At 70.4% G+C, this 26,450-nt stretch carries 26 protein-coding genes and 1 riboswitch; of the genes, 15 read left to right on the forward strand and 11 right to left on the reverse strand.

The annotated features are described in order from the left end of the window. Nucleotides 1–64 precede the first annotated feature (64 nt). From AXK61_RS02215 to prpD, 3 genes are read right to left on the reverse strand one after another with little or no spacing between them, the layout of a single operon-like run. Nucleotides 65–1,216, reverse strand: a complete 1,152-nt coding sequence (locus tag AXK61_RS02215; protein ID WP_068570741.1) for a bifunctional 2-methylcitrate synthase/citrate synthase — start codon at nt 1,214–1,216, stop codon at nt 65–67. Continuing rightward, nucleotides 1,216–2,151 (reverse strand): methylisocitrate lyase, encoded by a 936-nt coding sequence (gene prpB, locus AXK61_RS02220; protein ID WP_068570744.1) that lies wholly within the window; start codon nt 2,149–2,151, stop codon nt 1,216–1,218. Before prpB ends, AXK61_RS02215 begins: the two co-directional genes overlap by 1 nt. Next, nucleotides 2,151–3,653, reverse strand: a complete 1,503-nt coding sequence (prpD, locus tag AXK61_RS02225; protein WP_068570746.1) for a 2-methylcitrate dehydratase PrpD — start codon at nt 3,651–3,653, stop codon at nt 2,151–2,153. Before prpD ends, prpB begins: the two co-directional genes overlap by 1 nt. A 150-nt stretch (nt 3,654–3,803) precedes the next feature. Between prpD and AXK61_RS02230 the strand changes: the two genes are divergently transcribed. Together AXK61_RS02230 and AXK61_RS02235 are read left to right on the forward strand one after the other, a co-directional pair. Continuing rightward, nucleotides 3,804–5,243, forward strand: a complete 1,440-nt coding sequence (locus tag AXK61_RS02230) for a short-chain fatty acyl-CoA regulator family protein (protein ID WP_068570748.1) — start codon at nt 3,804–3,806, stop codon at nt 5,241–5,243. Beyond that, nucleotides 5,240–7,030, forward strand: a complete 1,791-nt coding sequence (locus AXK61_RS02235) for an alpha/beta-hydrolase family protein (protein ID WP_082789178.1) — start codon at nt 5,240–5,242, stop codon at nt 7,028–7,030. The genes AXK61_RS02230 and AXK61_RS02235 overlap by 4 nt, the downstream gene beginning before the upstream one ends. A gap of 9 nt (nt 7,031–7,039) precedes the next feature. Here AXK61_RS02235 and AXK61_RS02240 read toward each other — a convergent pair whose 3' ends face one another. Both AXK61_RS02240 and AXK61_RS02245 read right to left on the reverse strand, forming a co-directional pair. Then, nucleotides 7,040–7,504 (reverse strand): tRNA (cytidine(34)-2'-O)-methyltransferase, encoded by a 465-nt coding sequence (locus tag AXK61_RS02240; RefSeq protein WP_068743559.1) that lies wholly within the window; start codon nt 7,502–7,504, stop codon nt 7,040–7,042. A 49-nt stretch (nt 7,505–7,553) separates the two neighbouring features. Further along, the gene (locus AXK61_RS02245; RefSeq protein ID WP_068570752.1) at nt 7,554–8,159 is read right to left on the reverse strand and encodes an HdeD family acid-resistance protein; all 606 of its coding nucleotides are present in this window, start codon (nt 8,157–8,159) and stop codon (nt 7,554–7,556) included. A gap of 86 nt (nt 8,160–8,245) precedes the next feature. Between AXK61_RS02245 and AXK61_RS02250 the strand changes: the two genes are divergently transcribed. From AXK61_RS02250 to AXK61_RS02260, 3 genes are all read left to right on the forward strand, one after another. Then, on the forward strand, nt 8,246–9,112 hold the full coding sequence (locus tag AXK61_RS02250; protein ID WP_068570753.1) for a bifunctional methylenetetrahydrofolate dehydrogenase/methenyltetrahydrofolate cyclohydrolase: 867 nt from the start codon (nt 8,246–8,248) through the stop codon (nt 9,110–9,112). Beyond that, complete coding sequence (locus AXK61_RS02255; RefSeq protein ID WP_068570755.1) at nt 9,112–9,426, forward strand: DUF3017 domain-containing protein; 315 nt, start codon at nt 9,112–9,114, stop codon at nt 9,424–9,426. Before AXK61_RS02250 ends, AXK61_RS02255 begins: the two co-directional genes overlap by 1 nt. Before the next feature lie 105 nt (nt 9,427–9,531). Next, nucleotides 9,532–10,989 (forward strand): hypothetical protein, encoded by a 1,458-nt coding sequence (locus AXK61_RS02260; protein ID WP_068743561.1) that lies wholly within the window; start codon nt 9,532–9,534, stop codon nt 10,987–10,989. 20 nt (nt 10,990–11,009) lie between these two features. On the opposite strand, the gene metX is transcribed toward AXK61_RS02260, so the two are convergent. After that, entirely contained in the window at nt 11,010–12,158 is a 1,149-nt protein-coding gene (gene metX / locus AXK61_RS02265; protein WP_068743563.1) for a homoserine O-acetyltransferase MetX, read from the reverse strand. Nucleotides 12,159–12,166: 8 nt separating this feature from the next. Then, nucleotides 12,167–12,284: riboswitch (SAM riboswitch) on the reverse strand. A 129-nt stretch (nt 12,285–12,413) separates the two neighbouring features. On the opposite strand from metX, the gene AXK61_RS02270 reads away from it, so the two are divergent. From AXK61_RS02270 to AXK61_RS02295, 6 genes are all read left to right on the forward strand, one after another. Beyond that, on the forward strand, nt 12,414–13,559 hold the full coding sequence (locus AXK61_RS02270; protein WP_082789179.1) for an MFS transporter: 1,146 nt from the start codon (nt 12,414–12,416) through the stop codon (nt 13,557–13,559). A gap of 11 nt (nt 13,560–13,570) precedes the next feature. Beyond that, entirely contained in the window at nt 13,571–14,038 is a 468-nt protein-coding gene (locus tag AXK61_RS02275; protein WP_068743567.1) for a guanyl-specific ribonuclease, read from the forward strand. Beyond that, complete coding sequence (locus AXK61_RS02280) at nt 14,035–14,466, forward strand: barstar family protein (protein ID WP_068570765.1); 432 nt, start codon at nt 14,035–14,037, stop codon at nt 14,464–14,466. The genes AXK61_RS02275 and AXK61_RS02280 overlap by 4 nt, the downstream gene beginning before the upstream one ends. Then, the gene (locus tag AXK61_RS02285) at nt 14,463–15,269 is read left to right on the forward strand and encodes an exodeoxyribonuclease III (protein ID WP_068570767.1); all 807 of its coding nucleotides are present in this window, start codon (nt 14,463–14,465) and stop codon (nt 15,267–15,269) included. Before AXK61_RS02280 ends, AXK61_RS02285 begins: the two co-directional genes overlap by 4 nt. A 208-nt stretch (nt 15,270–15,477) precedes the next feature. Further along, nucleotides 15,478–16,503 (forward strand): tryptophan--tRNA ligase, encoded by a 1,026-nt coding sequence (trpS, locus tag AXK61_RS02290; RefSeq protein ID WP_068570770.1) that lies wholly within the window; start codon nt 15,478–15,480, stop codon nt 16,501–16,503. Nucleotides 16,504–16,542: 39 nt separating this feature from the next. After that, a complete protein-coding gene (locus AXK61_RS02295; protein WP_068570772.1) occupies nt 16,543–17,541 on the forward strand; it encodes a YhjD/YihY/BrkB family envelope integrity protein in 999 nt (332 codons plus the stop codon). 1 nt (nt 17,542) lies between these two features. Here AXK61_RS02295 and AXK61_RS02300 read toward each other — a convergent pair whose 3' ends face one another. Continuing rightward, complete coding sequence (locus AXK61_RS02300; protein WP_068570774.1) at nt 17,543–19,039, reverse strand: APC family permease; 1,497 nt, start codon at nt 19,037–19,039, stop codon at nt 17,543–17,545. Nucleotide 19,040: 1 nt separating this feature from the next. Further along, nucleotides 19,041–20,339, reverse strand: a complete 1,299-nt coding sequence (locus AXK61_RS02305; protein WP_068743569.1) for a D-alanyl-D-alanine carboxypeptidase family protein — start codon at nt 20,337–20,339, stop codon at nt 19,041–19,043. A 32-nt stretch (nt 20,340–20,371) separates the two neighbouring features. Between AXK61_RS02305 and AXK61_RS02310 the strand changes: the two genes are divergently transcribed. The 4 genes from AXK61_RS02310 to AXK61_RS02325 all read left to right on the forward strand — a co-directional run bounded on the left by AXK61_RS02310 (nt 20,372) and on the right by AXK61_RS02325 (nt 23,943). Continuing rightward, nucleotides 20,372–21,244, forward strand: a complete 873-nt coding sequence (locus AXK61_RS02310) for a sucrase ferredoxin (protein ID WP_068743570.1) — start codon at nt 20,372–20,374, stop codon at nt 21,242–21,244. Nucleotides 21,245–21,270: 26 nt separating this feature from the next. Then, nucleotides 21,271–21,744 carry a nitroreductase/quinone reductase family protein gene (locus tag AXK61_RS02315; protein ID WP_068743571.1) on the forward strand — a complete coding sequence of 158 codons (474 nt, stop codon included), beginning with the start codon at nt 21,271–21,273 and terminating at the stop codon, nt 21,742–21,744. A gap of 119 nt (nt 21,745–21,863) precedes the next feature. Beyond that, complete coding sequence (locus AXK61_RS02320) at nt 21,864–22,445, forward strand: PadR family transcriptional regulator (protein ID WP_068570782.1); 582 nt, start codon at nt 21,864–21,866, stop codon at nt 22,443–22,445. Then, nucleotides 22,435–23,943 carry a DHA2 family efflux MFS transporter permease subunit gene (locus tag AXK61_RS02325; RefSeq protein ID WP_082789180.1) on the forward strand — a complete coding sequence of 503 codons (1,509 nt, stop codon included), beginning with the start codon at nt 22,435–22,437 and terminating at the stop codon, nt 23,941–23,943. Before AXK61_RS02320 ends, AXK61_RS02325 begins: the two co-directional genes overlap by 11 nt. A 13-nt stretch (nt 23,944–23,956) precedes the next feature. On the opposite strand, the gene AXK61_RS02330 is transcribed toward AXK61_RS02325, so the two are convergent. From AXK61_RS02330 to AXK61_RS02340, 3 genes are read right to left on the reverse strand one after another with little or no spacing between them, the layout of a single operon-like run. After that, nucleotides 23,957–24,727, reverse strand: a complete 771-nt coding sequence (locus AXK61_RS02330; protein WP_068743572.1) for an ABC transporter permease — start codon at nt 24,725–24,727, stop codon at nt 23,957–23,959. After that, nucleotides 24,724–25,506 (reverse strand): ABC transporter ATP-binding protein, encoded by a 783-nt coding sequence (locus AXK61_RS02335; protein WP_068743877.1) that lies wholly within the window; start codon nt 25,504–25,506, stop codon nt 24,724–24,726. The genes AXK61_RS02330 and AXK61_RS02335 overlap by 4 nt, the downstream gene beginning before the upstream one ends. Nucleotides 25,507–25,539: 33 nt before the next feature. Then, the gene (locus AXK61_RS02340; RefSeq protein ID WP_068743576.1) at nt 25,540–26,412 is read right to left on the reverse strand and encodes a DUF4097 family beta strand repeat-containing protein; all 873 of its coding nucleotides are present in this window, start codon (nt 26,410–26,412) and stop codon (nt 25,540–25,542) included. Nucleotides 26,413–26,450 lie beyond the last annotated feature (38 nt).

Genomic DNA, 26,450 nt, shown 5'->3' on the forward strand with positions numbered 1-26,450 from the left:
CGACGTCTTACCTCAACGCCCGGGGCGATGGCCCCGGGCGCTGTCGTACTCGATGATATGGGGCCTACGCCACCACCGGGCGCTGTTCCACCCCCACGTACTCGCTGAGCGGCCGGATGAGTGCGTTGGCCTCGGTCTGCTCGATGATGTGGGCCGTCCAGCCGGTGATCCGTGCCATCACGAAGATCGGTGTGAAGACCTCCGTGTCGAATCCCAGCAGGTGATACGCGGGCCCCGTCGGGAAGTCGAGGTTGGGCTTGATGCCCGTCGCATCGACCATCGTCTTCTCGAGGATGTCGTACATCTCGACGAAGCGAGCGCCGTCGGTCCGGTTCGCGATCTCGAGGAACGACTGCTTCATCGTGGGGACGCGCGAGTCGCCGTTCTTGTACACGCGATGCCCGAAGCCCATCACCTTCTCCTTGCGCTCGAGCTTGCCGCGCATCCAGGATTCGGCGGCGCAGGGATCGCCGATCTCCTCCATGTCGTGCATGACGGCCTCGTTCGCGCCGCCGTGCAGCGGACCCTTCAGCGCGCCGATGGCGGCGGTGACGGCGCTGTAGATGTCCGACATGGTGGACGTGACAACCCGGGCAGCGAAGGTCGAGGCGTTGAAGCTGTGCTCCGCATAGAGGATCAGCGAGACCTCGAAGGCCTTCACCAGCGCCGGCTCGGGGACCTCGCCGAAGCACATGTTCAGGAAGTTCGCCGCGAAGCCGAGCGTGTGGTCCGGCGCGATCGGCTCCAGGCCGCGTCGGCGCCGCTGATCCGCCGCGACGACCGTCGGGAGGACTGCGAGCAGGCGCAGCCCCTTGGCCTGGAGCGCGACGGGATCGCGGTTCCACTCGTCGGTGTCCTCTGCGCCGAGGTAGCTCACCGCAGTGCGGACGACGTCCATCGGATGGCAGGTCTCGGGGATCCGCGCCACCAGGCTCAGCAGCGACCGGTCGGCGCGGCGCGCCGCACGCTCCCGCTGCGTGAAGAGCGAGAGCTGCGCGTCGGTCGGGAGCTCGCCGTTCCACAGCAGGTAGGCCACCTGCTCGAAACCGCAGTGCTCGGCGAGGTCCTGCACCGCGTAGCCGCGATAGGTCAGGGAGTTGGTCTCCGGCACGACCTTCGAGACCGCCGTCGTATCGACGACGACGCCGGCGAGGCCCTTGCGGATGTCCGGCGGGCTGGAGGCCGAAGGCCGACCGGGGGAGGTTGCAGGTGTCATCACTGGTTTCCCTTCAGCTGGAAGTCGAAGATGCCGGAATCGAAGTCGTTGTAGCGCTCGTACTGCAGGAGCTCGTACAGGCGGCTGCGGTGCTGCATCCGGTAGAGGAGTTCCTTCTGGGTGCCCTGGGCTGCGATCTCGCGCAGGCCATCTTCAGCGGCGAACATCGCCAGGCGCAATGTGGTGACCGGGTAGATCACCGCGTTGTAGCCGATGGACTCGAGGGTGCCGGCGTCGATGAGGTCGGACTTGCCGAACTCGGTCATGTTGGCCAGCAACGGGATGTCGACGGCCGCACGGAAGCGCTCGAAATCGGCTGTGGTGTAGAGGGCCTCGGTGAAGATCAGGTCCGCGCCCGCGCCCGCGTAGGCCTTCGCCCGCTCGACGGCCGCGTCGATGCCCTCGATGCCCGCGGCATCGGTGCGTGCGCAGATCACGAAGTCCTGGTCCCGGCGGGCCGCGACCGCCGCACGGATGCGGCGGACGGCCTCGTCCGTCGGAACCACGGCCTTGCCGTCGAGGTGGCCGCACCGCTTCGGATTCACCTGGTCCTCCAGGTGCAGGCCGGCGAGGCCCGCGTCCTCGAGAACGGTGACGGTGCGGGCCGCGCTCATCGGCTCGCCGAAGCCGGTGTCGGCGTCGACGAGGGTGGGCAGCTCGGTGACGCGGGCGATCTGCTGGGCCCGCATCGCGACCTCGGTGAGCGTGGTGAGGCCGATGTCGGGCAGGGCGAGGTCGGCGGCGACCACGGCGCCGGAGACGTACACGCCCTCGAATCCGATCTCCTGGATCAGCCTGGCGGTCAGCGGATTGAAGGCGCCGGGCAGCCGCGCGATGCGGTCCGACGCCAGTGCGGCGCGGAAGGCCCTGCGCTTGTCGCTCGCCGAGGCTCGGGCGGTGAGCAGGCCACCGACGCCGGTGTCGCCGCCGCTCATCAGAAGAGCCCCGGGTTCAGCTTCGGGGTGCGGGCGAGCACCTCGTCGGAGACGGTGAACGTCAGCTGGTCGAGCTCGCCGGCCCCGAGGGACGGGGTGCGCTGCGCGGAGTCGAGGAAGCGGTCCTGCTCGGCCTTCTCGATGACGCCGTCGGCGAGGATGCGGAACTTCTCGATGTACTGTTCGCGAGCGAAGGGCCGCGCGCCCAGCGGGTGCGCATCGGCCACGGCCAGCTCGTCGACGATGATCGCGCCGTTCTTCAAGGTGATCTCGGCGCGGGCGCCGAAGGCCTTCTCGTCGGGGTCGGTCGAGTGGTACCGGCGGGTCCACTCGGGATCCTCGGCGGTGGAGATCTTGTTCCACAGCTCGACGGTGTCGGGCCGCTGCGCGCGCTCGGGGGCGTAGGACCGCTCGTGGTGCCAGCCGCCGTCCTGCAGAGCGACGGCGAAGATGTACATCACCGAGTGGTCGAGCGTCTCGCGCGACGCGTGCGGGTCGAACTTCTGCGGGTCGTTCGAGCCGGTGCCGATCACGTAGTGGGTGTGATGGCTGGTGTGCAGCACGATCTTCTCGATCTGCTCGAGATCGCCCACGCGCTCACGCATCCGGCGCGCGAGGTCGATCGGCGCCTGGCTCTGGTACTCCGCGGAGTGCTCCTTGGTGTACGAGTCCAGGATGGCGCGCTTGGCCTCGCCGGCGCCGGGCAGCGGCACCTCGTAGACGGCCTCGGGGCCGCCGAGCAGCCACGCGATCACGCCGTCCTCGCCCTCCCAGATCGGCGACGGTGCGCCCTCACCGCGCATCGCACGGTCGACGGACTCGACCGCCATCTTGCCCGCGAACGACGGGGCGTAGGCCTTCCAGCTGGAGATCTCGCCCTTGCGCGACTGCCGAGTGGCGGTGGTGGTGTGCAGCGCCTGTCCGACGGCCTGGTAGACCGTGTCGGTCGGCAGTCCGAGCAGGGTGCCGATGCCGGCGGCGGCCGAGGGACCGAGGTGTGCGACGTGGTCGATCTTGTGCTCGTGCAGGCAGATCGCGCGCACCAGGTCGATCTGGATCTCGTAGCCGGTGGCCAGGCCGCGGATCAGGTCGGCGCCGGTCGAGCCCCTGTGCTGGGCGGCGGCGAGGATCGGCGGGATGTTGTCGCCGGGATGGCTGTACTCGGCCGCGAGGAAGGTGTCGTGGAAGTCGAGCTCGCGGACGGCGGTGCCGTTGGCCCACGCCGCCCACTCGGGGGAGAACCGGCCGGGGACGCCGAAGACGGTGGCACCGGGCCCGTAGGGGTGGGCGAGCGCCTGCGCCCGAGCATTGGCGACGGGGCGGCGCGTGACGGACGCGGCGGCGACCGAGGCGTTGTCGATGATCCGGTTGATCACCATCTCGGCGGTGTCGTCCGGCACGGCGACGGGGTCGGCGGCGACCTCCGCGATCTTCCAGGCGAGGTGCTCCTCGCGGGGGAAGGACTCGGCTGAGCGGCGGGTGCGCACGGTGTGCGTCTGCACGATGGGCTCCTCTGGGAAGGGAACGGGGGATCGATTCACACGCTATGCATCGACATGGCGACGCGAAACCGCTTGCAGATGTGGATCTCTGCGAAGCCGGATCCGAGACTTTGCGAAGATTGTGGAAATCGTCGGTGCTAGATTTCCTCCATGCAGAGGCTGTACGCGGGCGGGCGCATCAAGCGGCTCCGGGAGGAGCGCGGCCTCACCCAGACGGCGCTCGCCAAGACCCTGGACCTGTCGGTCAGCTACGTCAACCAGTTGGAGAACGACCAGCGGCCGCTGTCCGTGCCCGTGCTCATGCGGCTGAACACCACCTTCGATCTCGACATGTCCTTCTTCGCGCCGGAGTCCGACGCCCGGCTCGTCGCCGACCTGCAGGACGCTCTCGTCGAGAGCGGCGAGGCGGGGGAGGTGAGCGCCGCCGAACTCGACGACATCGTGGCCCGCTCGCCCTCGGTCGCGCGAGCCGTGGTGGCGATGCACCGTCAGTTGCAGGGCGCTACCGAGCAGGTCGACCGGCTCTCCAGCGGCATCGCCGGCGGTGCCGGCGGGGCGGTCTCCACACCGTACGAGGACGTCCGCGACTTCTTCTACGACCGCCGCAATCACGTGGACTCGCTCGACCGCGCGGCCGAGGAGCTGTTCGACGGTGCGGGGCTCACCATCGGCGGGCTGGATCTGCAGCTGGCCCGGCTCCTGCGTGACGAGCACGGCGTCACCGTGCGGATCTCCGGCGGCGAACCGGATCGGCCCGGTCCCCGTCGGTCCTACGATCCGGACGCGCGTGTGCTCACGCTGGCGCGGCGCCTCGACCACGGCCAACGGGCGTTCCAGATCGCCACGCAGCTCGGCTTCCTCACGCAGGCGGCGGAGATCGACCGGATCGTCGCGGGGGAGACCTCGCTGCCCACGGGGTCGCGGGATCTCGCGCGTGTGGGGCTGGCGAACTACTTCGCGGGGGCGCTCGTGCTGCCCTACGAGCGGTTCCTGCGCGCCGCGGAGGAGCTCCGGTACGACATCGACCTGCTGTGTGCGCGGTTCGAGGTCGGTTTCGAGACGGTGTGCCACCGATTGTCGACGCTGCAACGGGCGGGGCGCCGCGGCGTGCCCTTCTTCTTCGTGCGCACGGATCGTGCCGGAAACATCTCGAAGCGCCAGTCCGCCACGGCCTTCCACTTCTCCCGGGCGGGCGGCGGCTGCCCGCTGTGGGTGGTGCACGACGCCTTCGCCACGCCGGGGCGGATCCGGACACAGGTGGCGCAGATGCCCGACGGTCGCAGCTACCTGTGGATCGCCCGGACGACGTCCGAGCGCACCGCGGGCGGATACCTGGGGCAGGGCCGGGACTTCGCGATCGGACTCGGATGCGACCTCGCCCACGCGCACCGCCTGGTCTACTCGCGGGGCCTGGCACTCGACGAGCCCGATTCCTTCGTGCCGATCGGCGCCGGGTGCAAGGTGTGCGACCGGCCGCGCTGCGCGCAGCGCGCCTTCCCGCAGATGGGCCGGCCGATCGCCGTCGATACGAACCGGGCCGAGCTCATCCCGTACACGTTCGCGGGCGCCGCCGATCCCGACGGGGCATGATCAGAGGTCGCAGCGCAATCGTGAAGGGGGAGGTCCGGGTGAGCGAGTCGGTCGAAGACGTGGCGGAGGAAGCCGCCGAGCAGTCGGTGCGGGTGCTGGACCGGTTACGGGACTGGTGGTCGCACCGCTACACCTTCACCGGGACCGCGGTGGGCCTGGTGTTCCTCTGGCTCTCACTGACCCCGTCGCTCCTGCCCCGCGGTCCGCTGTTCCAGAGCCTGGTGAGCGGTGGATCGGGTGCGATCGGCTACCTCATCGGTGTCGTCGCCGTGTGGCTGGTGCGCTTCATGCGCTCGAAGGAGAGCAGCCCGCCGGTGCCGAAGCAGGGCTGGTGGGTGCTCCTGGCGATCGGTGTCATCGGCACCGTCGGGATGGTCGTGTTCTTCGACACCTGGCAGACCGACCTGCGCGACCTCATGGGTGTGGCCTACCTGACCTTCGTCGACTACCTGCAGATCGGCGTGCTGTCGGTCGTCTTCCTCTACGCCTTCGTCGAGCTCGGCAAGGGTGTGCGATGGATCGTGCGGTGGCTCATCGCCCGTCTCAACCGGGTGTGCCCGCCGCGCGTCTCCGCGGTGATCGCCGTCGCGCTGGTGGTCTTCCTGAGTATCGAGATCGTCAACGGCGTCGTGGTGCGCGGCGCGATGGACGCGATGAACACGGCGTTCTCGAAGGCCAGCCGTGAGGGCGCTGCCGATCGCCCCGTACCCACGAGCGCCTTCCGCTCGGGCGGGCCCGGATCTCTGGTCGACTGGTCCTCGCTCGGTAAGCAGGGGCGGGTGTTCGTGTCGAACGCGCAGACCGTCGCGCATCTGACTGCGTTCAACGGCGCCCCGGCGGTGGAGCCGATCCGTGCCTACGCCGGCCTGGAGTCCTCCGACTCGGGGAACCCGAACCGGTACAAGGACATCGCGGAGAAAGCGGCGGCGGAACTCGAACGCACCGGCGGCCTGCACCGCAAGGTGGTCGCGGTCGCGGCGACCACCGGCACGGGGTGGATCAACGAGGCGGAAGCCGGTGCGCTCGAGTACATGTACAACGGCGATACGGCCATCGTCAGCATGCAGTACTCGTTCCTGCCGAGCTGGCTGTCCTTCCTCGTCGACAAGCAGAACGCCCTCGACGCCGGCCAGGCCCTGTTCGAGGCGGTCGACAAGCGCGTCAAGGCGCTGCCGGACGGGCAGCGGCCCAAGCTCGTCGTGTTCGGCGAGAGCCTCGGCTCGTTCGGGGGTGAGGCGCCCTTCCTGTCCCTCAACAACCTCGTCGCCAGGACCGACGGTGCGCTGTTCTCCGGCCCGACTTTCAACAACGAGATGTGGGTGCGATTGACGCAGCAGCGCGACGCGGGCTCGCCCGAGTGGCTGCCGGTGTACCAGCAGGGCGCCAACGTGCGGTTCGCCGCGCGTGCGGAGGATCTCGCGAACCCGGCGCAGCCGTGGTCCCATCCGCGCGCGGTGTACCTGCAGCACGCCTCCGACCCCATCGGCCGGTGGAGCCCGGATCTGCTGTTCAGTCAGCCGGACTGGCTCAAGGAGAAGCGCGGCCCCGACGTCCTGTCCTCGGTGTCGTGGATCCCGATCGTGACCTTCCTGCAGGTCTCCGCCGACCTGGCGGTCGCGGGGAGCGTGCCCGACGGGCACGGACACACGTACGTCAAGGCCGTCGTCGACGCGTGGGCGGCGATCCTGGAGCCCCCGGGCTGGACCGCCGAGAAGACCGCGCGCCTGCGTCCGATGCTCAACAGCCAGACGGGGTTCAACGAACCCGACGCGCGGCCGGCGGGTTAGCGCCGGGCGTCAGAGCGCACCGTCGAACCCGTTCTGCCGCCACGCCTCGTACGCGACGATGGCGGCGGAGTTGGCGAGGTTGAGGGAGCGTCGGCCGGCGAGCATGGGGATGCGCAGGGCCTCGGTGACATGCGGGTCGGCGAGCACCTCGGGAGGGAGCCCGGTGGGTTCGGGGCCGAAGAGCAGGACATCGCCGGGGTGGTAGCCCACCTCGTGGTGGTGGCGCGTCGCGTGCGCCGTGTAGGCGTACACCCGCTCGGGGGCGAGCGCCGCCCAAGCGGCCTCGAGGTCGGCGTGCACGCTCACGTGCGCGAGGTCGTGGTAGTCCAGACCGGCCCGACGGAGCTTGGGCTCGGAGAGGTCGAAGCCCAGCGGCTCGACCAGGTGCAGCTCGCACCCGGTGACGGCGGCGATGCGGATCGCGTTGCCCGTGTTGGGGGCGATCCGGGGTTCGAAGAAGAGAATGCGGAGCACGGGTGACGATCCTGTCACCCGTGCTCCGCATGTGCGAGAGGAGGTCCGATCAGCCGGCGTACTGCGAGGGCTGCTGGGCGCCGAACCGCTTCGCGGCGCTGCGCAGCTGCAGGGCGGTGATGATCTGGGTGATGCCGATGGCGACGGCCCAGATGCCGCCGACCCACACCAGAACGCCCACCGAGAACGGGCTGGAGACGAGCACCACGCCGCCGATCAGGGTGATGACGCCGAGGATCACGACCCAGACGCGGCCGGGCAGCAGCCGGTCACTCGCGGCCGTGACGATCTGGGTGATGCCGGCGAAGATCCACGCGACGCCGATCCAGATGCCGAGGATCGCGATCGAGGTGATGAAGTCGTCGCGGAAGCAGGCCACGCCGATCACGATCGACAGCGCGCCGCTGATCACCGAGAGCACGCGGTGCTGCGCCTCACCGATCAGCCCGGCGATCACCTGGAAGGCGCCGCTGATGAGCAGGTAGATGCCGAACAGGATCGCGATGGCGAGGGTCGTCGGACCCGGCCACACCGCGATGACGATGCCCATCAGGACGGAGAGGACGCCGAGGGCGAGGACGGCCTGCCAGGTGGCCTTGATGCCCTGCTGGATCCCTTGCTGGAATCCCTGCTGGAGGGGGTTCTGATCAGTCATGGGTTCAGTATCGGATGTAACTCGAACAACCGCGACTCGAACCGGGATAAATCGGCACGCTGAATCAGGGGGATAGGATATCGGCTGTGACGGCTGAGGTGTTGGACGGCAAGGCGACCCGCGACGAGCTCTTCGAGGTGTTCCGGGAGCGGGTGAGCGCGCTGCGCGCGCGGGGCGTGGCCCCGGGGCTCGGTACGGTCCTCGTCGGCGACGACCCGGGCTCGCGGTCCTACGTCAAGGGCAAGCACGCCGACTGCGCCAAGGTCGGCATCGAGTCGATCCGCCGCGATCTGCCCGCCGACATCTCGCAGGCCGCGCTCGAGGCCGTCATCGACGAGCTCAACGCCGATCCCGCGTGCACCGGATACATCGTGCAACTACCGCTGCCGAAACACCTGGACGAGAACGCGATCCTGGAGCGGATCGACCCCGCCAAGGATGCGGACGGCCTGCACCCGACCAACCTGGGCCGACTCGTGCTGGGCGCTCCCGGCCCGCTGCCGTGCACCCCGCACGGCATCCTGCATCTGTTGCGCCGCTACGACGTTCCGATCGCCGGGGCGCACGTCGTGGTCGTCGGTCGAGGGGTCACCGTCGGCCGGCCGATCGGCCTGCTGCTGACCAGGCGGTCCGAGAACGCCACGGTCACGCTGTGCCACACCGGAACCCGTGATCTCGCGGCCGAGGTCCGCCGCGCCGACATCGTGATCGCCGCCGCCGGCGTCCCCGGCCTGATCACCGCGGACATGGTCAAGCCCGGCGCCGCCGTGCTCGACGTGGGCGTCAGCCGGACCGACGAGGGCCTGCGCGGCGATGTCGCCGCGGGAGTCGCCGAGGTCGCCGGTCATCTCTCGCCCAACCCCGGCGGTGTCGGCCCGCTGACGCGAGCCTTCCTGCTGGGCAATGTGATCGAGGCCGCCGAGCGCGACCTCGCCCGCGCGGACGGAGCGTAGTGCCCGAGCCCGCGGTCGAGCAGTTCCGCCGTGCCCGGACGGTGCGCACGGTGATCGCGAACGCGGGGTACGTCGTGGTGGTGGCGATCCTCGCGGCGGGAATGGTGCTCGTCGGGCTCGAGTACTGGCGCCGCGGCCTCGTCGTGTTCGGGGCCGGGACGGGCTTCGCCGCCGTCCTGCGCGCCACCCTCCCCGAGCGGCGTCAGGGTCTGCTCCGCGTCCGCGGCCGGTGGTTCGACGTGTCGGTGCTGGCCGTGGCGGCGGTGGCGATCCTCGTCGTGTCGTGGGGGATCAGCCCGTTGGGCACCAAGTAACCCCAGTGATACAAACTTCAAATGTAGATTCCTGTATGTAACGTTTTGGCATCGGGTACGATGTGCTGAGGTAACGACTCGGTCAGCGGCTCGAACGGAGGTGCCATGGGGATCTCGTCCTTCGGCGCGTCCGTGGGTCCCGGACCCGTGCACTGCGTCCTCCTCGATCTCGAGGACGGGCGGATCGTCGGTCGGCAGGCCCGCACGATCGATCCCGGGCCGTACCGCCTCGGGCGGCGGGGCAACCTCCTCTCCTCGGGCTTCGACCTGCTGGCAAGCCATTCCGAGCGCACCGTCGACGCGTCGGCCGTGACCGTCGAGTCGCGCCGGGACCTGATGTCCGTGCGCTGCGGCGCGCGTGGCGGCGTCCGGTCCGCGGGAATCGTTCGTGAATCCGACGCGGTCCTCCGAGCGCTCGACGAGCGCGGTCTGATCGCGCGGTATCCGAGCGTGATGATCGCGAACCTGGGAGCGGGCGGCCTGCGGATCTACACCGTGAGCGACGGAGCCGTCACCGCCGAGCGCCGAGCGCGCGGCGTCGTCGTCGACGGCCCGGACGCGGGAGTCGGCGCAGCGCACGGGGTGGCGGAGTTCCTGCACGCCACGATCGGTCGCGCCGCGACGGCCCCGGAAGCAGTGGTTCTGGTGGGCAGCGGCGCGCAGAACGCCGGCGTCCGCGAGGCCGTCGCCGACATCGCCCGGGCCGCGGGCGCGGAGCCCCTGTCCGTCGAAGAGCCCGAGGCGATCGCCGCCACCGGCGCGGCGCTGCTCGCGGCGGACCGCCGGGCCGCGGGAACGGCACCGTCATCACTGGTGAGCAGTGGCCTCGGGGGCCTCGGCGGGCACAGCGTCCGCTTGACCGCCGCCGTGCTGCCGCTGCTGGTGCTCGCCGCACTGACCGGCGCGGTCCTCGCCACCGGCTACGCGACCGGCATCATCGGGCCGGCCGGCCAGACCACCGACCAGGTCGTTCCGACTTCGACGGAGGTGCGCTCGTCCGCCGAGACGGCGCCCAGCTCGGAGGTGGGGCCGCTGCCCACCTCCAGCGCCGCCTCGACCCTGCCGCCCGTGGACACTCTCGTGCCCACGTCGGTCCCACGGGACACCGGCCGGAACGAAGTGACGCCCACGATGACCACGTTCGCGCCGCCGCCCGTCCACCCGACCACGACACGGGCCCCCTGGCCGACTCCGACGCCGACCGTGCCCAGCACGCCGACCCGGACGCTTCCGACGACGATCCTGCCGTCCATCCCGACGGGCACGCCGTCCGGAACGCCGGTGCCGACGGAGCCGAGTGTCACGCCGCCCGCCGAGGGCTCCGGCCAGAATCCGCCGCCCGGGTCGGCAGTGCCCCCGTCCCGCGAGATCCTCCCGGGTAACGGGCTGGTCGGTCCTGGTGCGGGCGCCGGGGGAGGCGCCGCCCATCCCGACGGTGCCGCGTCCTCGGACGCATCACCCGATGCTGCCCGGCGCGTACCCGGGGCGACCGCATCCCAGACGGCGCCGGCGGCATCGTCGTCCTCCTCGGAGGCGCCGACGGTGACCACCCCGGCCCCGTAGATACCCCCTGTGACGCCCCGTCAGCGGCGCGCGATGTCCAGGGTGCGCGACAGTAGTTCCGAGACGGCGTCCATCTCGGTGAGGAAGCCGTCGTGGCCGTCGCGCGAGTGCACCACGACCAGTCCCTCGCAGCCCGGCAGCAGCTCGGCGATCTCCTCCTGCAGGCGCAGCGGGTACAGGCGATCGGAATCGATCCCGCCGACGACCACGGGGACCGGGCAACTGCGCAGCGCCGTCTCGACGCCGCCGCGGCCGCGGCCCACGTCGTGGTGGTTGAGCACCTCGGTGAGTACCACGTAGCTGCCGGCGTCGAACCGGTTGACCAGCTTCTCGGCCTGGTGGTCGAGATAGGAGGTGACGGCGTAGCGGCCGCCCGCGCGCGGCTCCTCGTCGCCCTGCGCATCGTTGCGGAACCGGCTGTCCAGCTCGATCTCGGTGCGGTAGGTCAGGTGCGCGATCCGGCGGGCGACGCCCAGGCCGGCGGTCGGCGCACCGTCGGTGTCGTGGTAGTCGCCGCCGTGCCAGTGCGGATCCGCCGTGATCGCCGCGATCTGCGTGGTCTGGGTGCCGATCTGATCGGCCGTCGCGCGGGCGCCCACGGCGAGGATCAGTGCCGAGCGCAGGAAGTCGCCGTACATGAGGGCCCATTCGAGGGCCCGCGCGCCGCCCATGGAGCCGCCGACGACCGACGCGATGTCGTGCACGTCGAGCGCGCGCAGCAGCGCCGCCTCGGCCTCCACCTGGTCGCGCACCGTGATGACGGGGAAGCGGGAGCCGTAGGGCCGCCCGTCGGGAGCGAGCGACGCCGGCCCCGTCGAACCTGAGCACCCGCCCAGGACGTTCGCGGAGACGACGCACCACTCGTCCGTGTCCACCGCCGCTCCGGGGCCGATCAGGCCGTCCCACCAGCCCGCTGAGCGGTGATCGGCGTCGGGCGGGCCGGTGACGTGCGAATCGCCCGTCAGGGCGTGCAGGGCCAGCAGGACGTTGCTGCAGTCGGCGTTCGGTCGGCCCCAGCGCTGGAAGGCCATCGTGACGTCCTCGAGGACGACACCGGATTCGAGCACCAGGGGGCCGAGTGACAGGGACTGCATCGCACCGTCCGGCACCCGGGCCCAGTCGCCCGGGGACCTGTCGATGGATCGACCTGTGCGGATGGTGATGGTCACCGAACCTCTCCTCGCGCTTGCCGCCCGACAGGGTTCGCCGGGAAACCAGGTCATCACCCGGGGCACCCCACCGCGGCGGAGGGTTGCCGGTCAGCAAGCCGGGGCTGCGCGCTGACACTCATGACCTCGTCTGCATCATAACGGACCGAATTCCCGTGAACGAGGTCACAGGACGAGGTGGGAAGGAGGGAACAGACCGGGGCGTTACATGGTCACGTGGATTCTTCTACCCGGACCAGGCTCGCGGTCGGCGCCATGGCGCTCGGCGGTTTCGGCATCGGCACCACCGAGTTCGCGGCCATGGGACTACTGCCCGGCATCGCGCAGGACCTCGAGGTCAGTGAGCCCGTCGCCGGGCACGTGATCTCCGCCTACGCGCTGGGCGTCGTCGTCGGCGCGCCGCTCATCGCGGCCGCGTTCGCCCGCGTGCCGCGCCGGCTGCTACTGATCGGGTTGATGGTCGCGTTCACCGCGGGCAACGCCCTGTCGGTGTTCGCTCCCAGTTACGGCACGCTCATGGCGGCCCGGTTCGTCGCCGGCCTGCCGCACGGCGCGTTCTTCGGCGTGGCGGCGCTCGTCGCGGCGCACCTGGCCGGACCGGCGGGGCGGGGCCGTGCGGTCGGACAGGTGCTCATGGGCCTGTCGGTGGCCAATGTGATCGGAGTGCCGCTGGTGACGTGGCTCGGCAATGCGTTCACCTGGCGGTACGCGATGGGCGTCGTCGTGGTGATCGGCGCCGTCACGGTCGCCGCGCTGCTGGCGTTCCTGCCGTCGGTGAGCATCCCGGTGACCAACCCGCTCACCGAGCTCGGTGCGCTCGCCCGGCCGCAGGTCTGGTTCGCGCTGCTCACGGGCATCGTCGGGTTCGGCGGGATGTTCGCCGTCTACACCTACATCGCCACCACGCTCACCTCGGTGTCCGGGCTGAGCGCGACCTCGGTGCCCATCGTGCTGGCCGTCTACGGCGTGGGCATGGTGATCGGCAACGCCGTGGGCGGTCGCGCCGCGGACCGCTCGGTGATCGGGTCGATCGCCGTCGCGCTCGCCGCTCTGGTGGTGCTGCAGGCACTGTTCTCCCTGTTCGCGCCGCAGCCCTTCGCGGCCGTGGCACTGTTCTTCCTCATCGGCCTCACCGCGTCGGCGCTGGTGCCCGCCCTGCAGACCCGGCTGATGGACGTCGCAGGTGAGGCGCAGACCCTCGCCGCCACGCTCAACCACTCCGCGCTGAACATCGCGAACGCACTGGGTGCACTGCTCGGCGGCGCGGTCATCGCCGCCGGTGGCGCGTACACCGCGCCGGCACTGGTCGGCAGCGGCCTCGCGGTCGCGGGCCTGCTCGTGTTCGTGGTCTGCGTGCTGGTCGCGCGACGGGGCGCTGAACCTGTCGGTGCCCGTCGGTAGGGTCTTGGGGCATGCGAAGGATTCTCGCTCTCTGCGCGATAGCCGTACTCGCCGTTTTCGGTCTCGTCGCCTGCGGCAAGTCGTCGGCACAGCCCGGTGCCACCGCGGCACCGGTCGCGTCGTCGTCCACGGTGAAGGGGTCGACGGTGACGGCCAAGCCCGGCCCGGCGCGCTCGTCGGCCGGGGCACCGTCGAACTCCGCGGTCCCGCAGCGAGTGCTCGCGACGCTCGCGCGGATCGACGCTGGCACCTGGCCCCCGAAGGACGGTTCGGGTACGCAGGGCGGCCGTAACTTCGGCAACTTCGAGAACCGGCTGCCGAAGACCGATTCGAAGGGCAAGGCCGCCAAGTACACCGAATGGGACGTCAACATCAAGAAGTCCGGCCGCGGGCGCGATGCGGAGCGGATCATCACGGGTGCCGACGGCGGCGCCTGGTACACCCTCGACCACTACGAGACCTTCACGAGGATCCGATGAGCACCCTTCCGCAGTTCCTCCAGTCCGGCTCCGGCGCAGCCCTGACCAGTGCCGATCTGGACTCCCTCAAGCGTCGTGATCGGCCCCGCGTGCTCGTGGCCCGCGGCAGCCGGATGCGCACCAAGGCGGCGCTGCTCAACGAGGTCTCGGCCGTCCTGCAGTTCCCGCTCGACTTCGGTGGCAACTGGGACGCGCTGGCCGACAGCCTCGGTGACCTCGATTGGCTCGGCGGGCAGGCGCTCGTGGTGCTCGGCGTGGCGGAGGCCGAGCAGGTCCTCGCCGATGACGACGGCGCCTTCGGCACCTTCGTCGCAGTCCTCGCGGACCGGGGCGTGCAGGTGCTGCTCGGGGTGTCCGACGATGCCGACGGCCCCGTCGTGCGGTCCGCGTGGGCCGCGGCCGGTCTCACCGTGGAGGCGCTCGCGTGATCATCACCTCGATCAATGTCAACGGCGTTCGTGCCGCGGTGAAGCAGCGGTCCGAGGAGAACCTCGGCATGCTGCCCTGGCTGCGCGAGACGAAGGCCGATGTGGTGCTGCTGCAGGAGGTACGCGCCACCCACAAGCAGACGCTCACCGCGCTCGCGCCCGCGTTGGAGGAGGGCTGGCATCTGGCGGCTGCGGAGTCCTCGACGGCGGGCCGCAACGGTGTGGCGGTGCTGTCCCGGAGCGAGCCCGACGCCGTGCGGATCGGTTTCGGCAGCGAGGAGTTCGACCACGCGGGCCGCTACATCGAGGCGGACTTCGAGGATCTCACGGTCGCTTCGCTCTACCTCCCGTCCGGTGACGTCGGTACCGAACGACAGGACGAGAAGGATCGCTTCCGTGCGGAGTTCGGCGCGTACCTGGCGAAGCTCGGCCGTCGGCGGCGCGAGGTCGTCGTGTGCGGCGACTGGAACATCGGCCACACCGAGCTGGACATCAAGAACTGGAAGGGCAACGTCAAGAACTCGGGGTTCCTCCCCGAGGAGCGGGCCTGGATGAGCGAGTACATCGGTGAAGGGCGCGCGTTCAAGGACGTCGTGCGCGACCTGCACCCCGGCGTGCCCGGTCCGTACGCCTGGTGGTCGTGGCGCGGCAAGGCCTTCGACAACGACTCCGGCTGGCGCATCGACCTGCAGATCGCCAACAACGCGTTGGCGAAGCGGGCGTCGTCGGCCGTGGTCGAGCGCGCGGATGCCTACAACCTGCGCTGGTCCGACCACGCGCCGGTCACCGTCGAATACGCCTGAGCGCTCGCCGCGCCTCGTCGTCGGCGGGCCGCTGTGAAACCCTGGCCGTCACGGTCATGAGGGTGGTCGACAGGTCGGCGACGATCGCCCCGACGAGCCCCCGCCCGACCGTGGCGGCCACGATGACAAGGGCGCCGGACCGGGGTGGGCACCGTCGGGCCCGATACTGGGGCGACGGGCCGGAGCGTGGCCGATAGACTCGTTCCCCGTGACGGAAACCGCCCCCACCCCCGCGAAGCGGCAGCGCGCGCTGTCGGGTATCCAGCCGACCTCGGACTCGTTCCATCTCGGCAACTACCTGGGTGCGGTGCGGCAGTGGGTGCAGCTGCAGGACGAGTTCGACACCTTCTACTTCATCCCGAACATGCACGGCATCACCACGCCGCACGATCCGAAGGCCCTGCGCGAGCGCACCGCCTTCGCGGCCGCGCAGCTGCTGGCGCTCGGCGTGGACCCCGAGCGGTCGACGATGTTCGTGCAGTCGCAGATCCACGAGCACGCCGAGCTGACCTGGGTCCTGTCCTGCATCACGGGTTTCGGCGAGGCCAGCCGGATGACGCAGTTCAAGGACAAGTCGGCGAAGAACGGCACGGACAGCTCGTCCGTGGGCCTGTTCACCTACCCGATCCTCATGGCCGCCGACATCCTGCTCTACCGACCGCAGCTGGTACCCGTCGGCGAGGACCAGCGGCAGCATCTCGAGCTCACTCGGAACCTGGCGCAGCGCTTCAACACCCGGTTCAAGAAGACCTTCGTGGTCCCTGAGGCGCACATCGTCTCCGACACCGCCAAGATCTACGACCTGCAGAACCCGACCGCCAAGATGAGCAAGTCGGCGGAGTCCGACGCCGGCCTGATCAGCATCCTCGACGACCCGAAGATCATCGCCAAGCGCGTGAAGTCGGCGGTCACCGACACGGAGCGGGAGATCCGCTTCGATCGGGAGCACAAGCCGGGCGTGTCGAACCTGCTGACCATCGAGTCGGCCTTCACCGGCACCCCGATCCCCGAGCTCGAGCGGGCGTACGAGGGTAAGGGCTACGGCGATCTGAAGACGCAGGTCGCGGACGTCCTCGTCGACTTCGCCGCGCCGCTGCGCGACCGCGTCAAGGGGTACCTCGACGATCGCGCGGAACTGGACAAGGTGCTGGCATCGGGACGGGAGCGCGCGCAGGAGATCGCGGCGCGCACCCTCGCGGACGTCTACGACAGGGTAGGGTTCCTGGCGCCCTAGCCGATGTGACGTAGCGAACACCCGCAGGAGGATTCCCGAATGCTCCAGAAGTACCGTGACAAATGGCCGTGGTTCGACCACGTGATGGCCGCCGCCATGCGGTACCAGGACAACAAGGGCGACTACTACGGCGCCGGGATCACCTACTTCAGCGTGTTCGCGCTGTTCCCGCTCGCGATGGTCGTGTTCTCGATCGGCGGCTACGTGCTGGTCAACGACGCCGAGCTGTTGGCGGAGATCAAGCAACGGATCAGCGACCTGATGTCGAACCAGGAGATGGCGACCACGGTCAACCAGCTCCTGGACCGAGCGATCTCCTCGCGCGGCACCGTCGGACTGATCGGCCTGCTCGGTGGCCTGTGGGCCGGCCTCGGCTGGGTGGGCAACGTGCGTGCCGCGCTCACCGAGATGTGGGACAGCGAGGAGCCCGAGCAGAACTTCGTCAGCAAGAAGCTGGGCGATCTGGCGGCACTCATCGGCCTCTTCGCCGCGATCGTGGTGTGCTCGGCGCTCATCGCCGTGGGCAGCAGCCCACTGACGAAGACCTTACTCACCGCCATCGGCTTGGATCACGTTCCCGGCCTGGCGATCCTGATCGCGTGCGTGACGCTGCTGGTCACGGTGTTCGCGACCTGGGTCCTGTGGACCTTCGTCATCGCGCGGATGCCGCGCGTCAGCTTCCCGTGGCGCAACGCCCTGCACGCCGGACTGCTGATGGCCGTCGTGTTCACCGTGTTCACGCAGTTCGCGACGCTGATCATCGGTGCCACACTGCGTAGTCCCGCCGGCGCGACCTTCGGCCCGATCCTCGGCATCATGCTGTTCATCTACTTCACCGCGCGGATGCTGTTGTTCGCCACCGCCTGGGCGGCCACCGATCCGCGCAATCAGCGCTACGTGATCCCGTCGGCACCCGATCCCGTGGTGATCGCGCCGGTCATCCGCCAGGAGTCCGATCCGGGTCGCGCTGCGATCGCCGGCGCCGCGGGTCTCGTCGCGGGCCTCGGCCTCGGCTCCCTGCTGCGCCGCAAGCGCTGACTCAGGCGTCCTCGGGCGCGCTGGCGCGCGGGAGCGTCCGGCCGCGGAAGAACGCGGGCCGCGTCACGGCGCACGCGATCATGAGCGGTACGCCGAGCACCAGCATCCCGATACCGATGACGAACACACCGCCGACCCCACCGATCACCGTCTGCCCGTAGTCGGGGGCGATCATGTCGGCGGCGCTCTGCACGAACGCCCAGATCATCGCCGCCCCGCCGAGCACGGGGCAGATCAGCCGCAGTACCAGGTTCCGCAGCGACCGCCGGACGGTCCGCCGGAAGTACCACGCGCAGGCGAACGCGGTGATCGCGTAGTAGAACGCGACCGCCAGTCCGAGCGAGCTGATCGAGTCCTCGAGGGTGTTGCGGCTCAGCAGCGCCAGCGTGAGATAGAAGGCGAGCGCGGAGGCGCCCATCACGACGGTGCCGAAGGACGGCGTCAGATACCTCGGGTGCACGCGGGCGAAGCGCTCGGGCACAGCCCGGTAGATCGCCATCGCGAGCGTCCCGCGGGCGGTGGGCAGCACCGTAGACTGCGTGGAGGCGAGCGCCGACAGCGCCACCGTGAGTACGAGCAGGCCCGCCAGTACTGCGCCGCCGACGGGACGGCCGAGCACCGTCAGGACGTCGTCGTGGTTGTCCGTGTTACCGAGCCCCAGGCCCGTCTGCCCGAAACCCGAATAGGCCTGGACCGCAACGGCCACCAGCACGTAGGTGCCCATCAGCACCACGGTCGCGAGCACCGCGGCACGGCCCGGGGTCGAGGAGGAGTCCCTGGTCTCCTCGCCGACGGCGAGGCACGCGTCCCAGCCCCAGTACAGGAAGATGCACAGGATCACGGCGGCCGCGATCTGCGAGGCGCTCAGGCCCGTCGGGTCCAGCCAGTCCCAGGTCGGTCGCACCGCCTGCGCTCCGGCCCGCCCGCTGTACACGGCCCACAGGGCGGCACCGGCCGCGACGGCGAGGACGGCGAACTGGATCGCCATCAGCACGTTCTGCATCCGCTCGGACACGACGATCCCGCGGTACGACACCCACGTCATCGCCACGATCAGCACGCAGCCGAAACCGACCACCGCGAGCCGGTCGTCGGCGAGGTCGCTCAGCCCGACGAAGCGCAGGAGATAGGTCGCAGAGATCTCCGCGACGTTCGCCAGGCAGATGATCGCCGACACCGCGAGGCCCCAGCCGCCCATCCAGCCGATCCACGGCCCGAACGCCCTACTGCCCCAGGTGAAGGTGGTCCCCGCGTCGGGGGTGTCGGCGGCGAGCTCCTTGTAGGCGAGGGCCACCAGCAGCATCGGCACGAAGGCCACCACGAACATCGCCGGCGCCTTGCCGTGCACGTGCGCGACGACGCCGCCGAGCGTCGCCGCGAGACTGTACGCGGGCGCCGTCGACGACAGCCCGATCGCCATGTTGCTGAGCAGCCCCAGGGAGTTCGGGCGAAGTCCCTTGTCGGGCACCGTCGCCGCCCCGACCGGCGCGGCGACCACGTCAGCGGCCCCGGTTCGTACGCATGGCCGCGCCGACGAGCGCCGCGATGACCGCGAGGCCGCCCAGACCGATCAGCAGCTTGGTCCCGTTCCCCATGCCCGACGGTCCGCTCTCGACCACCGCGTCGTGTCCCTCGTCGGGGCGGTGCTCCGGCGCACCGGATCCCGAGGCCGCGACGAGCGTGCCGACCGACTTGCCGCGCAGCGCGACGCCGTAGTCGAGCAGGCGGCGGTACTGGTCCCAGTAGGTGTTGCCCGTGTGGGTGAGGCCGAACATCTGGACGATCACGTAGCGATGACCGTCGCGGTCGACGGCGCCGGCGAAGGTCTTCTTCGCGTCGTCGGTGTAACCGTTCTTGCCCGCGACCGCGCCGGGGAAGTCGGTGAGCAACCGGTTCTCGTTGAGGATCGGGTACGGCGCAACGGATGTCGGCGCGGGCGGCGCGCTCGACCCCGGAGGCACGGGTGTGGGCGGTCCGGTCATCGGCACCGGCGGGTGGCCGGGGAAGGTGATCCGCGGGGTCGCGGCGATCTCCACGAACCGCTTGTCCTGCAGGGCCGCCCGCAGGATGAGGGCGAGGTCGTACGGGCTGGTGCTCATGCCGGGGCCGTCCAGGCCCGACGGGGTCGCGGCCCGCGTGTCGTGCGCCCCGAGTGAGGACGCCAGCTCGTTCATCTTCGCGACCGCGGCGTCCACGCCGCCTAGCTGCCGCGCGAGGGCGTGCGCGGCGTCGTTGCCCGAGATCAGCAGCAGGCCCTCGAGCAGGTCCTTGACGGTGTACCGGCCGCCGGGGGAGACGCCGGCGGCGTCTCCCTCCTGCGCGGCGTCCTCCGCGGTCCCCTCGACGACGGTGTCGAGCTTCAGGTCGCGGAGCGCGACCTGTGCCAGCAGCAGCTTGATCGTGCTCGCCGGGCGGTACCGGCCGTGCGGATCCTTCGCGGCGATCACCGTCCCGTCGGTGGCGTCGGCGACGAGCCAACCCGCGGAGTCGATACCGGGCGGGGCGGGCGGCGCACCGTCGGGCACGACGAGGCCGCACCCGCCCAGTTTCGCGCCACCCACGGGCGGGTCCGGAACGGCGAGCGGCGCGGGAGCGGGCGTGCCCGGCTTGGGCACCTCGGAGGCGTCGACGGCGGGCGGCGGGACGTGCTTGTGCGGGCAGGCGTCGGTCACCAGCGTGGCCACGGCCGGCCCGGGAGTGGGCGACGGTGCGGGAGCGGGCGTCGCGCCGGCCGGGGCGACGGCGAGCGTGCCGAGAAGGCCGACGACGGTTGCGGTTCTCAGGGCGCGCGCGATCATCGCGGCTCATGGTAGTCCGCTACGGTGGCGGTATGACGGAGCGTTGTTCGAGTTTCACGGACGAGCCGCTCCCCGGCACCGCGACGACGGAGACGGGCTGGCTCTGCATCGAGAACGAATCCGGCTGGGGCCGCGATCCGTTCTCCGGCGGAACCTTCGCTCCGGAGGTGGGGGCGGCCATCGAACGGTTCGCCGACCAGCGCGCCCTGCGGGTGCTGCTGATCCACCGGCCCGGGCGCGCGGGCGGGACCGGGCCGATGCGCGTGTTCGTCGCGGACTCGGTGCCCGGCCGGAGTTCGCTGCGGATGTTCACCGTCACCGACTACGCCGAGATCCCGCGCCTGCCCGTCGACGACCCGGCGGCCGGCGACCCCGCCGACCCGATCGCGCTCGTGTGCACCAACGGCAAGCGCGACGTGTGCTGCGCCGTTCTCGGCCGGCCGATCGCCGCGGAACTCGCCGCCCGCTACCCCGAGCCGGTGGTGTGGGAGTGCTCGCACACCGGCGGCCACCGGTTCGCCCCCGTGGTGATCGTCCTGCCCACCGGCTACACGTACGGCCGCATGTCGAGCGCGGAGGCCGGCGAGGCCCTCGACGCCGCGCGCGCAGGGGTGGTCTCCACGTCCGGGCTGCGCGGACGTTCGTCGATCCCGCCCGCCGAGCAGGCGGCGGAGGTCGCCGTCCGCGAGTTGCTCGGTCCCGTCGGGCCCGACGTCCTGCGCACCGCGTCCGACGGTGCGCCGCCCGCCGCGTTCCACGATGTCACCGTCGAGCACGAGGACGGGCGCGCGTGGGCGGTGACCGTGACCGCGGAGGACCTGCCGCCGCGGATGATGTCGTGCGGGAAGAAGCCGTCGGCGGCCCGGGCCTGGCGAATCTCCTCCGTCCATGCGGACGGAAACTGACACCAATACCCGCGACAGTGATGGGTATGACTGAGCAGACACCGGTACCGGGCTCCTACGACGACCCCGAGATGCCCTGGAACACGCTGACCGAGGAGGCCATCGGCGACTGGAACCGGAACGTGATCGCCGAGTTCCGGGCCAACGAGGGGGTGGTCGGCGGCGCGTACGCGGGCGGCTCCCTGCTCCTGCTGACCACGACGGGTGCACGGTCCGGGCGCCCGCACACCGTGCCCCTCGGGCCGCTGTTCCGGGGCGAGCAGCTGTACCTCAGCTCGTTCATCGAGAAGACCTACCCGGCGTGGTGGCACAACGCGCGGCGGCACCCGGCGGTCACCGTCGAGATCGGGGAGCGAACCGTCGCCGCCACGGCTCGGGTGCTCGTGGGCGATGAGTACGCCGAGTTCGCGGCGTGGGCGCTCGCGGACAACCCCGATCTCGCGGCCTTCCAAGCGACGATCGACCGGCCGATCCCGCTGGTCACGCTGACCTTCGCGTGATGTGAGCGGTGTCACGGAGCGGTTCCGCCCGGTTTGGGCGATCACCCCGCACTGCAATATTCCATCTGGAGTAATCGGGGCGTAGTGTTGCCGCCGGGCGCACGGATCGGAGGTGGGGGATGGCGCGGGAACGGGCACTGACCCCGCTGGCGATCGCCGCACTGGCGCTGCTCGTCGAGCGGGACATGCATCCCTACGAGATGTTCACCACGATGGTCGACCGGCGCGAGGACCTCGTGGTCAAGCTCCGGGCGGGTTCGCTCTACCACGCGGTGAACCGGCTGGCCGAGGACGGAATGGTCGGAGCCGTCGGTACGGAGCGCGACGGCAACCGACCCGAGCGCACCACGTACGCGATCACCGCCGCGGGCCGGGAACGGTTGCACGCGACGCTCGCCGACATGCTGGCCAGGCCGGCCGAGGAGTACCCCGCCTTCCCGCTGGCGGTGGCCGAGGCGCACAACCTGGACCGGGACACCGTCGTCGACCTGCTCCGCACCCGGCTCGACCGGGTGGACAACGACGTACGGGCCATGCGGGACGGGCTGGCCCGCGCGCTGCAACGGACCGTCGAGGTCCATCTGCTCGACATCGACTACCTCATCGCGATGCGCGCCGCAGAAGCGGACTGGCTGCGGCGCACCGTCGAACGACTCGACGACGACACCCTCGAATGGAAGGCCCCCTGTCATGGCGAATGACGCCACCACGGCACCGCAGTACGACCCGGGCGCGCTGCCCGGGCTCCCCTCGGGGTACCGCCCCTGGCCCGCCCTCTGGGCGCTGGTCGTGGGCTTCTTCATGATCCTCGTCGACTCCACGATCGTCTCGGTCGCGACCGATTCCATCTGGATCGACCTCACCCAGGGCAAGGACCTCAACGGTGTCATCTGGGTGACCAGCGGTTACCTGCTGGCGTACGTGGTGCCGTTGCTGCTGGCGGGGCGCCTGGGCGACATGTTCGGCCCGAAGCGGCTCTACCTCGTGGGCCTGACGATCTTCACGCTCTCGTCGGCGTGGTGCGGCCTGTCCGGGACGATCGGCATGCTCATCGCGGCCCGCGTCGTGCAGGGCATCGGCGCCGCGCTGATGACGCCGCAGACGATGGCCGTGATCACCCGTACGTTCCCGGCTGCCAAGCGCGGTACCGCGATGGCGCTGTGGGGTTCCGTCGCCGGTGTCGCGATCCTCGTCGGGCCGCTGGCCGGCGGCGTGCTCGTCGACCGGCTCGGCTGGGAGTGGGTGTTCTTCGTCAACGTGCCCGTGGGTATCGCAGCCTTCATCGCCGCGGTGATCCTGGTGCCGAACCTGCCCACGCACAAGCACAGGCTCGACATCCCGGGCATCCTGCTCAGTGCGGCCGGCCTGTTCCTGGTGACCTTCGGTCTGCAGGAGGGACAGAAGGAGGACTGGTCCGCAGAGATCTGGGCGATGATCGTCGCGGGCGTGGTGCTGCTGGTGGTCTTCGTGTGGTGGCAGTCCAAGGCCGCCGAGCCGCTGATGTCGCTGTCGCTGTTCAAGGATCGCAACTTCTCGCTGTCCAACGCGGCCATCGCGTGCATGGGCTTCTCGGTGACGGGCATGTCGATCCCGCTGATGCTGTTCGCGCAGAAGTCGATGGGCCTCACGCCCACCCGCTCGGCGCTGCTGCTCATCCCGCTCGCCGTGATCTCGGGCGCCCTGGCGGCGCCGTCGGGCAAGCTGGCCGACAAGGTGCACCCGCGCTACCTCACCGGATTCGGCTTCGCGGCCAACGCGATCGCGCTGTTCTGGCTGGCCTTCGTCGCACAGGACACCACGCCCGTGGTCGGCATCCTGCTGCCGATCGGGCTGATGGGCGTCGGTAACGCGTTCATCTGGGGACCGCTCGCGGCCACCGCGAACCGGAACCTGCCGCTGCAGCTCGCGGGCGCCGGCTCCGGCGTCTACAACATGACGCGCCAGGTGGGCGCCGTGCTCGGCAGCGCATCGGTCGGCGTGCTCATGCAGCACCAGATCGAGGAGAAGTTCGCCGCCGCCACGGGGCACGCCGCCGCAGGCGGGGGAGGCGGGGCGATGGCCACCGGCGCCCTGCCGGAGTTCCTCCGCGGCCCGTTCGCCGACGCGATGGGATCGACGATCATCCTGCCCGCGGCGGCGCTCGTGATCGCCTTCGTGGTGGTGCAGTTCTTCGCGACGCCCACGCACCAGAAGGACTGAGCGTCGGGTCGGCTCAGCGGACCCGGCGGCGATAGGCGAGCAGCGCGGCGCCGTAGGCGACGATCAGGATGCCCGCGCTCCAACCGACCGCGGAGGCGAGGTCGGCACCGTCGACGGGGCGCTGGGCGAGCAGGGCGGAGATCGTGTTGACGATCGAGGTGACGGGCTGGTGCTCGGCGAAGGCGCGCACCGGCCCGGGCATCGTGGCGGTCGGCACGAACGCCGAGCTGATGAAGGGCAGGAAGATGAGCGGGTACGAGAACCCGGTCGCGCCGTCCACCGACTTCGCGGTCAGACCGACCGCCACCGCGATCCAGGTGAGCGCCAGCGTGAACAGCGCCAGCATCCCGGCGACGCCGAGCCAGGCGAGCGGGCCGGCAGAGGAGCGGAAGCCCATGAGCAGCCCGACTCCGAGGATGATCACGACGGTGATCGCGTTCGCGACCATCGATGTGAGCACGTGTGCCCACAGCACCGACGAGCGCGCGATCGGCATCGACTGGAAGCGCTCGAAGATCCCACCCTGCATGTCGTTGAACAACCGCAGCGCCGTGTACGCGATGCCGGATGCGATGGCCATCAACAGGATTCCGGGCAGCAGGTAGTTCACATAGTTCGTGCCGCCGGTGCTGCCCTTGATCGCCCCGCCGAAGACATAGGCGAACAGCAGCATCATCGCGATCGGCGTGATCGCGGTGGTGATGATCGTGTCGGTGCTGCGGGTGATGTGTTTGAGTGATCGGCCCAGCAGCGCACCGGTGTCCGAGACTGCGTAGGTGGTCATGATCGGTCCTCCGTGGTGGGTTCGGTGCGAGATCCGGTGAGCGCGAGGAAGACCTCTTCGAGCGACGGCTGCTTCTCGACGTACTCGACCTTGGCCGCCGGCAGCAGTCGCTTGAGCTCGGCCAGGGTGCCGTTCGCGACGATCCGGCCGTCGCGCAGGATCGCGATGCGGTCGGCCAGTTGCTCGGCCTCCTCGAGGTACTGGGTGGTCAGCAGGAGCGTCGTGCCCTGTGCCGCCAGTTCTTTCACGATCTCCCACACGTCGATCCGGGCCTCCGGATCGAGGCCGGTGGTGGGCTCGTCGAGGAAGATCACCGCGGGGTCGCCGATGAGGCTCATGGCGATGTCGAGACGCCGCCGCATGCCGCCGGAATAGGTGCCGACGCGGCGTCCGCCCGCGTCCGTCAGGCGGAACCGTTCCAGGAGACCGTCGGCGACGGTGCCGGGGTCGCCCTGGTGGCGCAGCCGCGCCACGAGCACGAGGTTCTCCCGGCCCGTGAGGATCTCGTCGACGGCGGCGAACTGCCCGGTGAGGCTGATGGATTCGCGGACCCGCTGCGGCTCGGCGGTGACCTCGTAGCCGTGCACGGTCGCGCTGCCCGCGTCGGGGCGCAGCAGGGTCGACAGGATGCGGACCAGTGTGGTCTTGCCCGCGCCGTTCGCGCCGAGCAGGGCGAAGACGCTGCCGGGGGCGACGTCGAAGTCGACCCCGCGGAGCACCGGCAGGTCGCCGTAGCTCTTCTCGATACCACGGACCTCGATGGCCGCGGTGGTGGTCATGGTCATGATGTTCTCCTGACGAGGGATGCGCGCTCAGCGAGCGCGTCGGATGTCGATGTCGCCGAACTTCGCTCGCGCCCGCACGGAGACGTGCTCGCCCGCCGGTTCCGCGTCCGGCTCGCCTGTGTCCGGGAGGCCCTCCTCGAGACGATTGCGCACGCGTCCCTCCTTGGAGGACAGGTCGAGCCACGCCGGAACCCCCTCCGCCACACCGACGGTGAGCCGTCCGTAGCTGCTCTCGAGGTCGATCGTGCCGCCCGAGACCTCGGCCAGGGTGATGGCGCCGTACGCCGTCTTCGCCGCGACGGACGAGGTGGCGCGGTCGATGTCGAGGTCGCCGTAGGACAGGTTCGCCTCGACGCCGCCGGTCGTCTCCCCGATACGGACACTGCCGTGGGAGGCCTTGAGCACCGCGTCACCGGCGATGGACGCGATGCGGATCTGCCCGTGGTCGGCGGTGATCTCCGCGGAGCCCTCGACCGCGCCGGCCGTGGCGTTGCCGTGGCCCGCGCGGAGCCACAGGTCGCCCGTCGTCTCGAGCTCGACGGTGCCGGTGCTCGCCTTGATCCGCGTGGCGGCCAGCCTGCCCTCGGTGCGGACGCCGCCGACGGCGCTCTCGGCGGTGAACCGGGAGCCGGCGGGTAGCTCGACGGTGATGTCGACGGACTCGGAGGCGCCGATGAAGCTCATGAGCCCGAACTTCGGCTTGGGGCCCACGATGACGAGTCGGGCACCGTCGAACTCCACGCGGACGGCCTCGGCGCCGCGGCGGTCCGCGGCCTTGTTCGGGGAACTGGGGGAGATGGTGACGACGGTGTCGGTGCGGTCGGTCGCGACGACCTCGAGGTCGCCGACCTGCAGGTTGACGGCGAGGTCGATGGGCTCGGGGGTGGGGAAGACGGGCATGACGGGCCTTTCGAGGGTGTGCTCGACCGACCCCGCGG

Origin of the sequence: Tsukamurella pseudospumae, from assembly GCF_001575205.1 — a bacterium.
Taxonomy (GTDB): domain Bacteria; phylum Actinomycetota; class Actinomycetes; order Mycobacteriales; family Mycobacteriaceae; genus Tsukamurella; species Tsukamurella pseudospumae.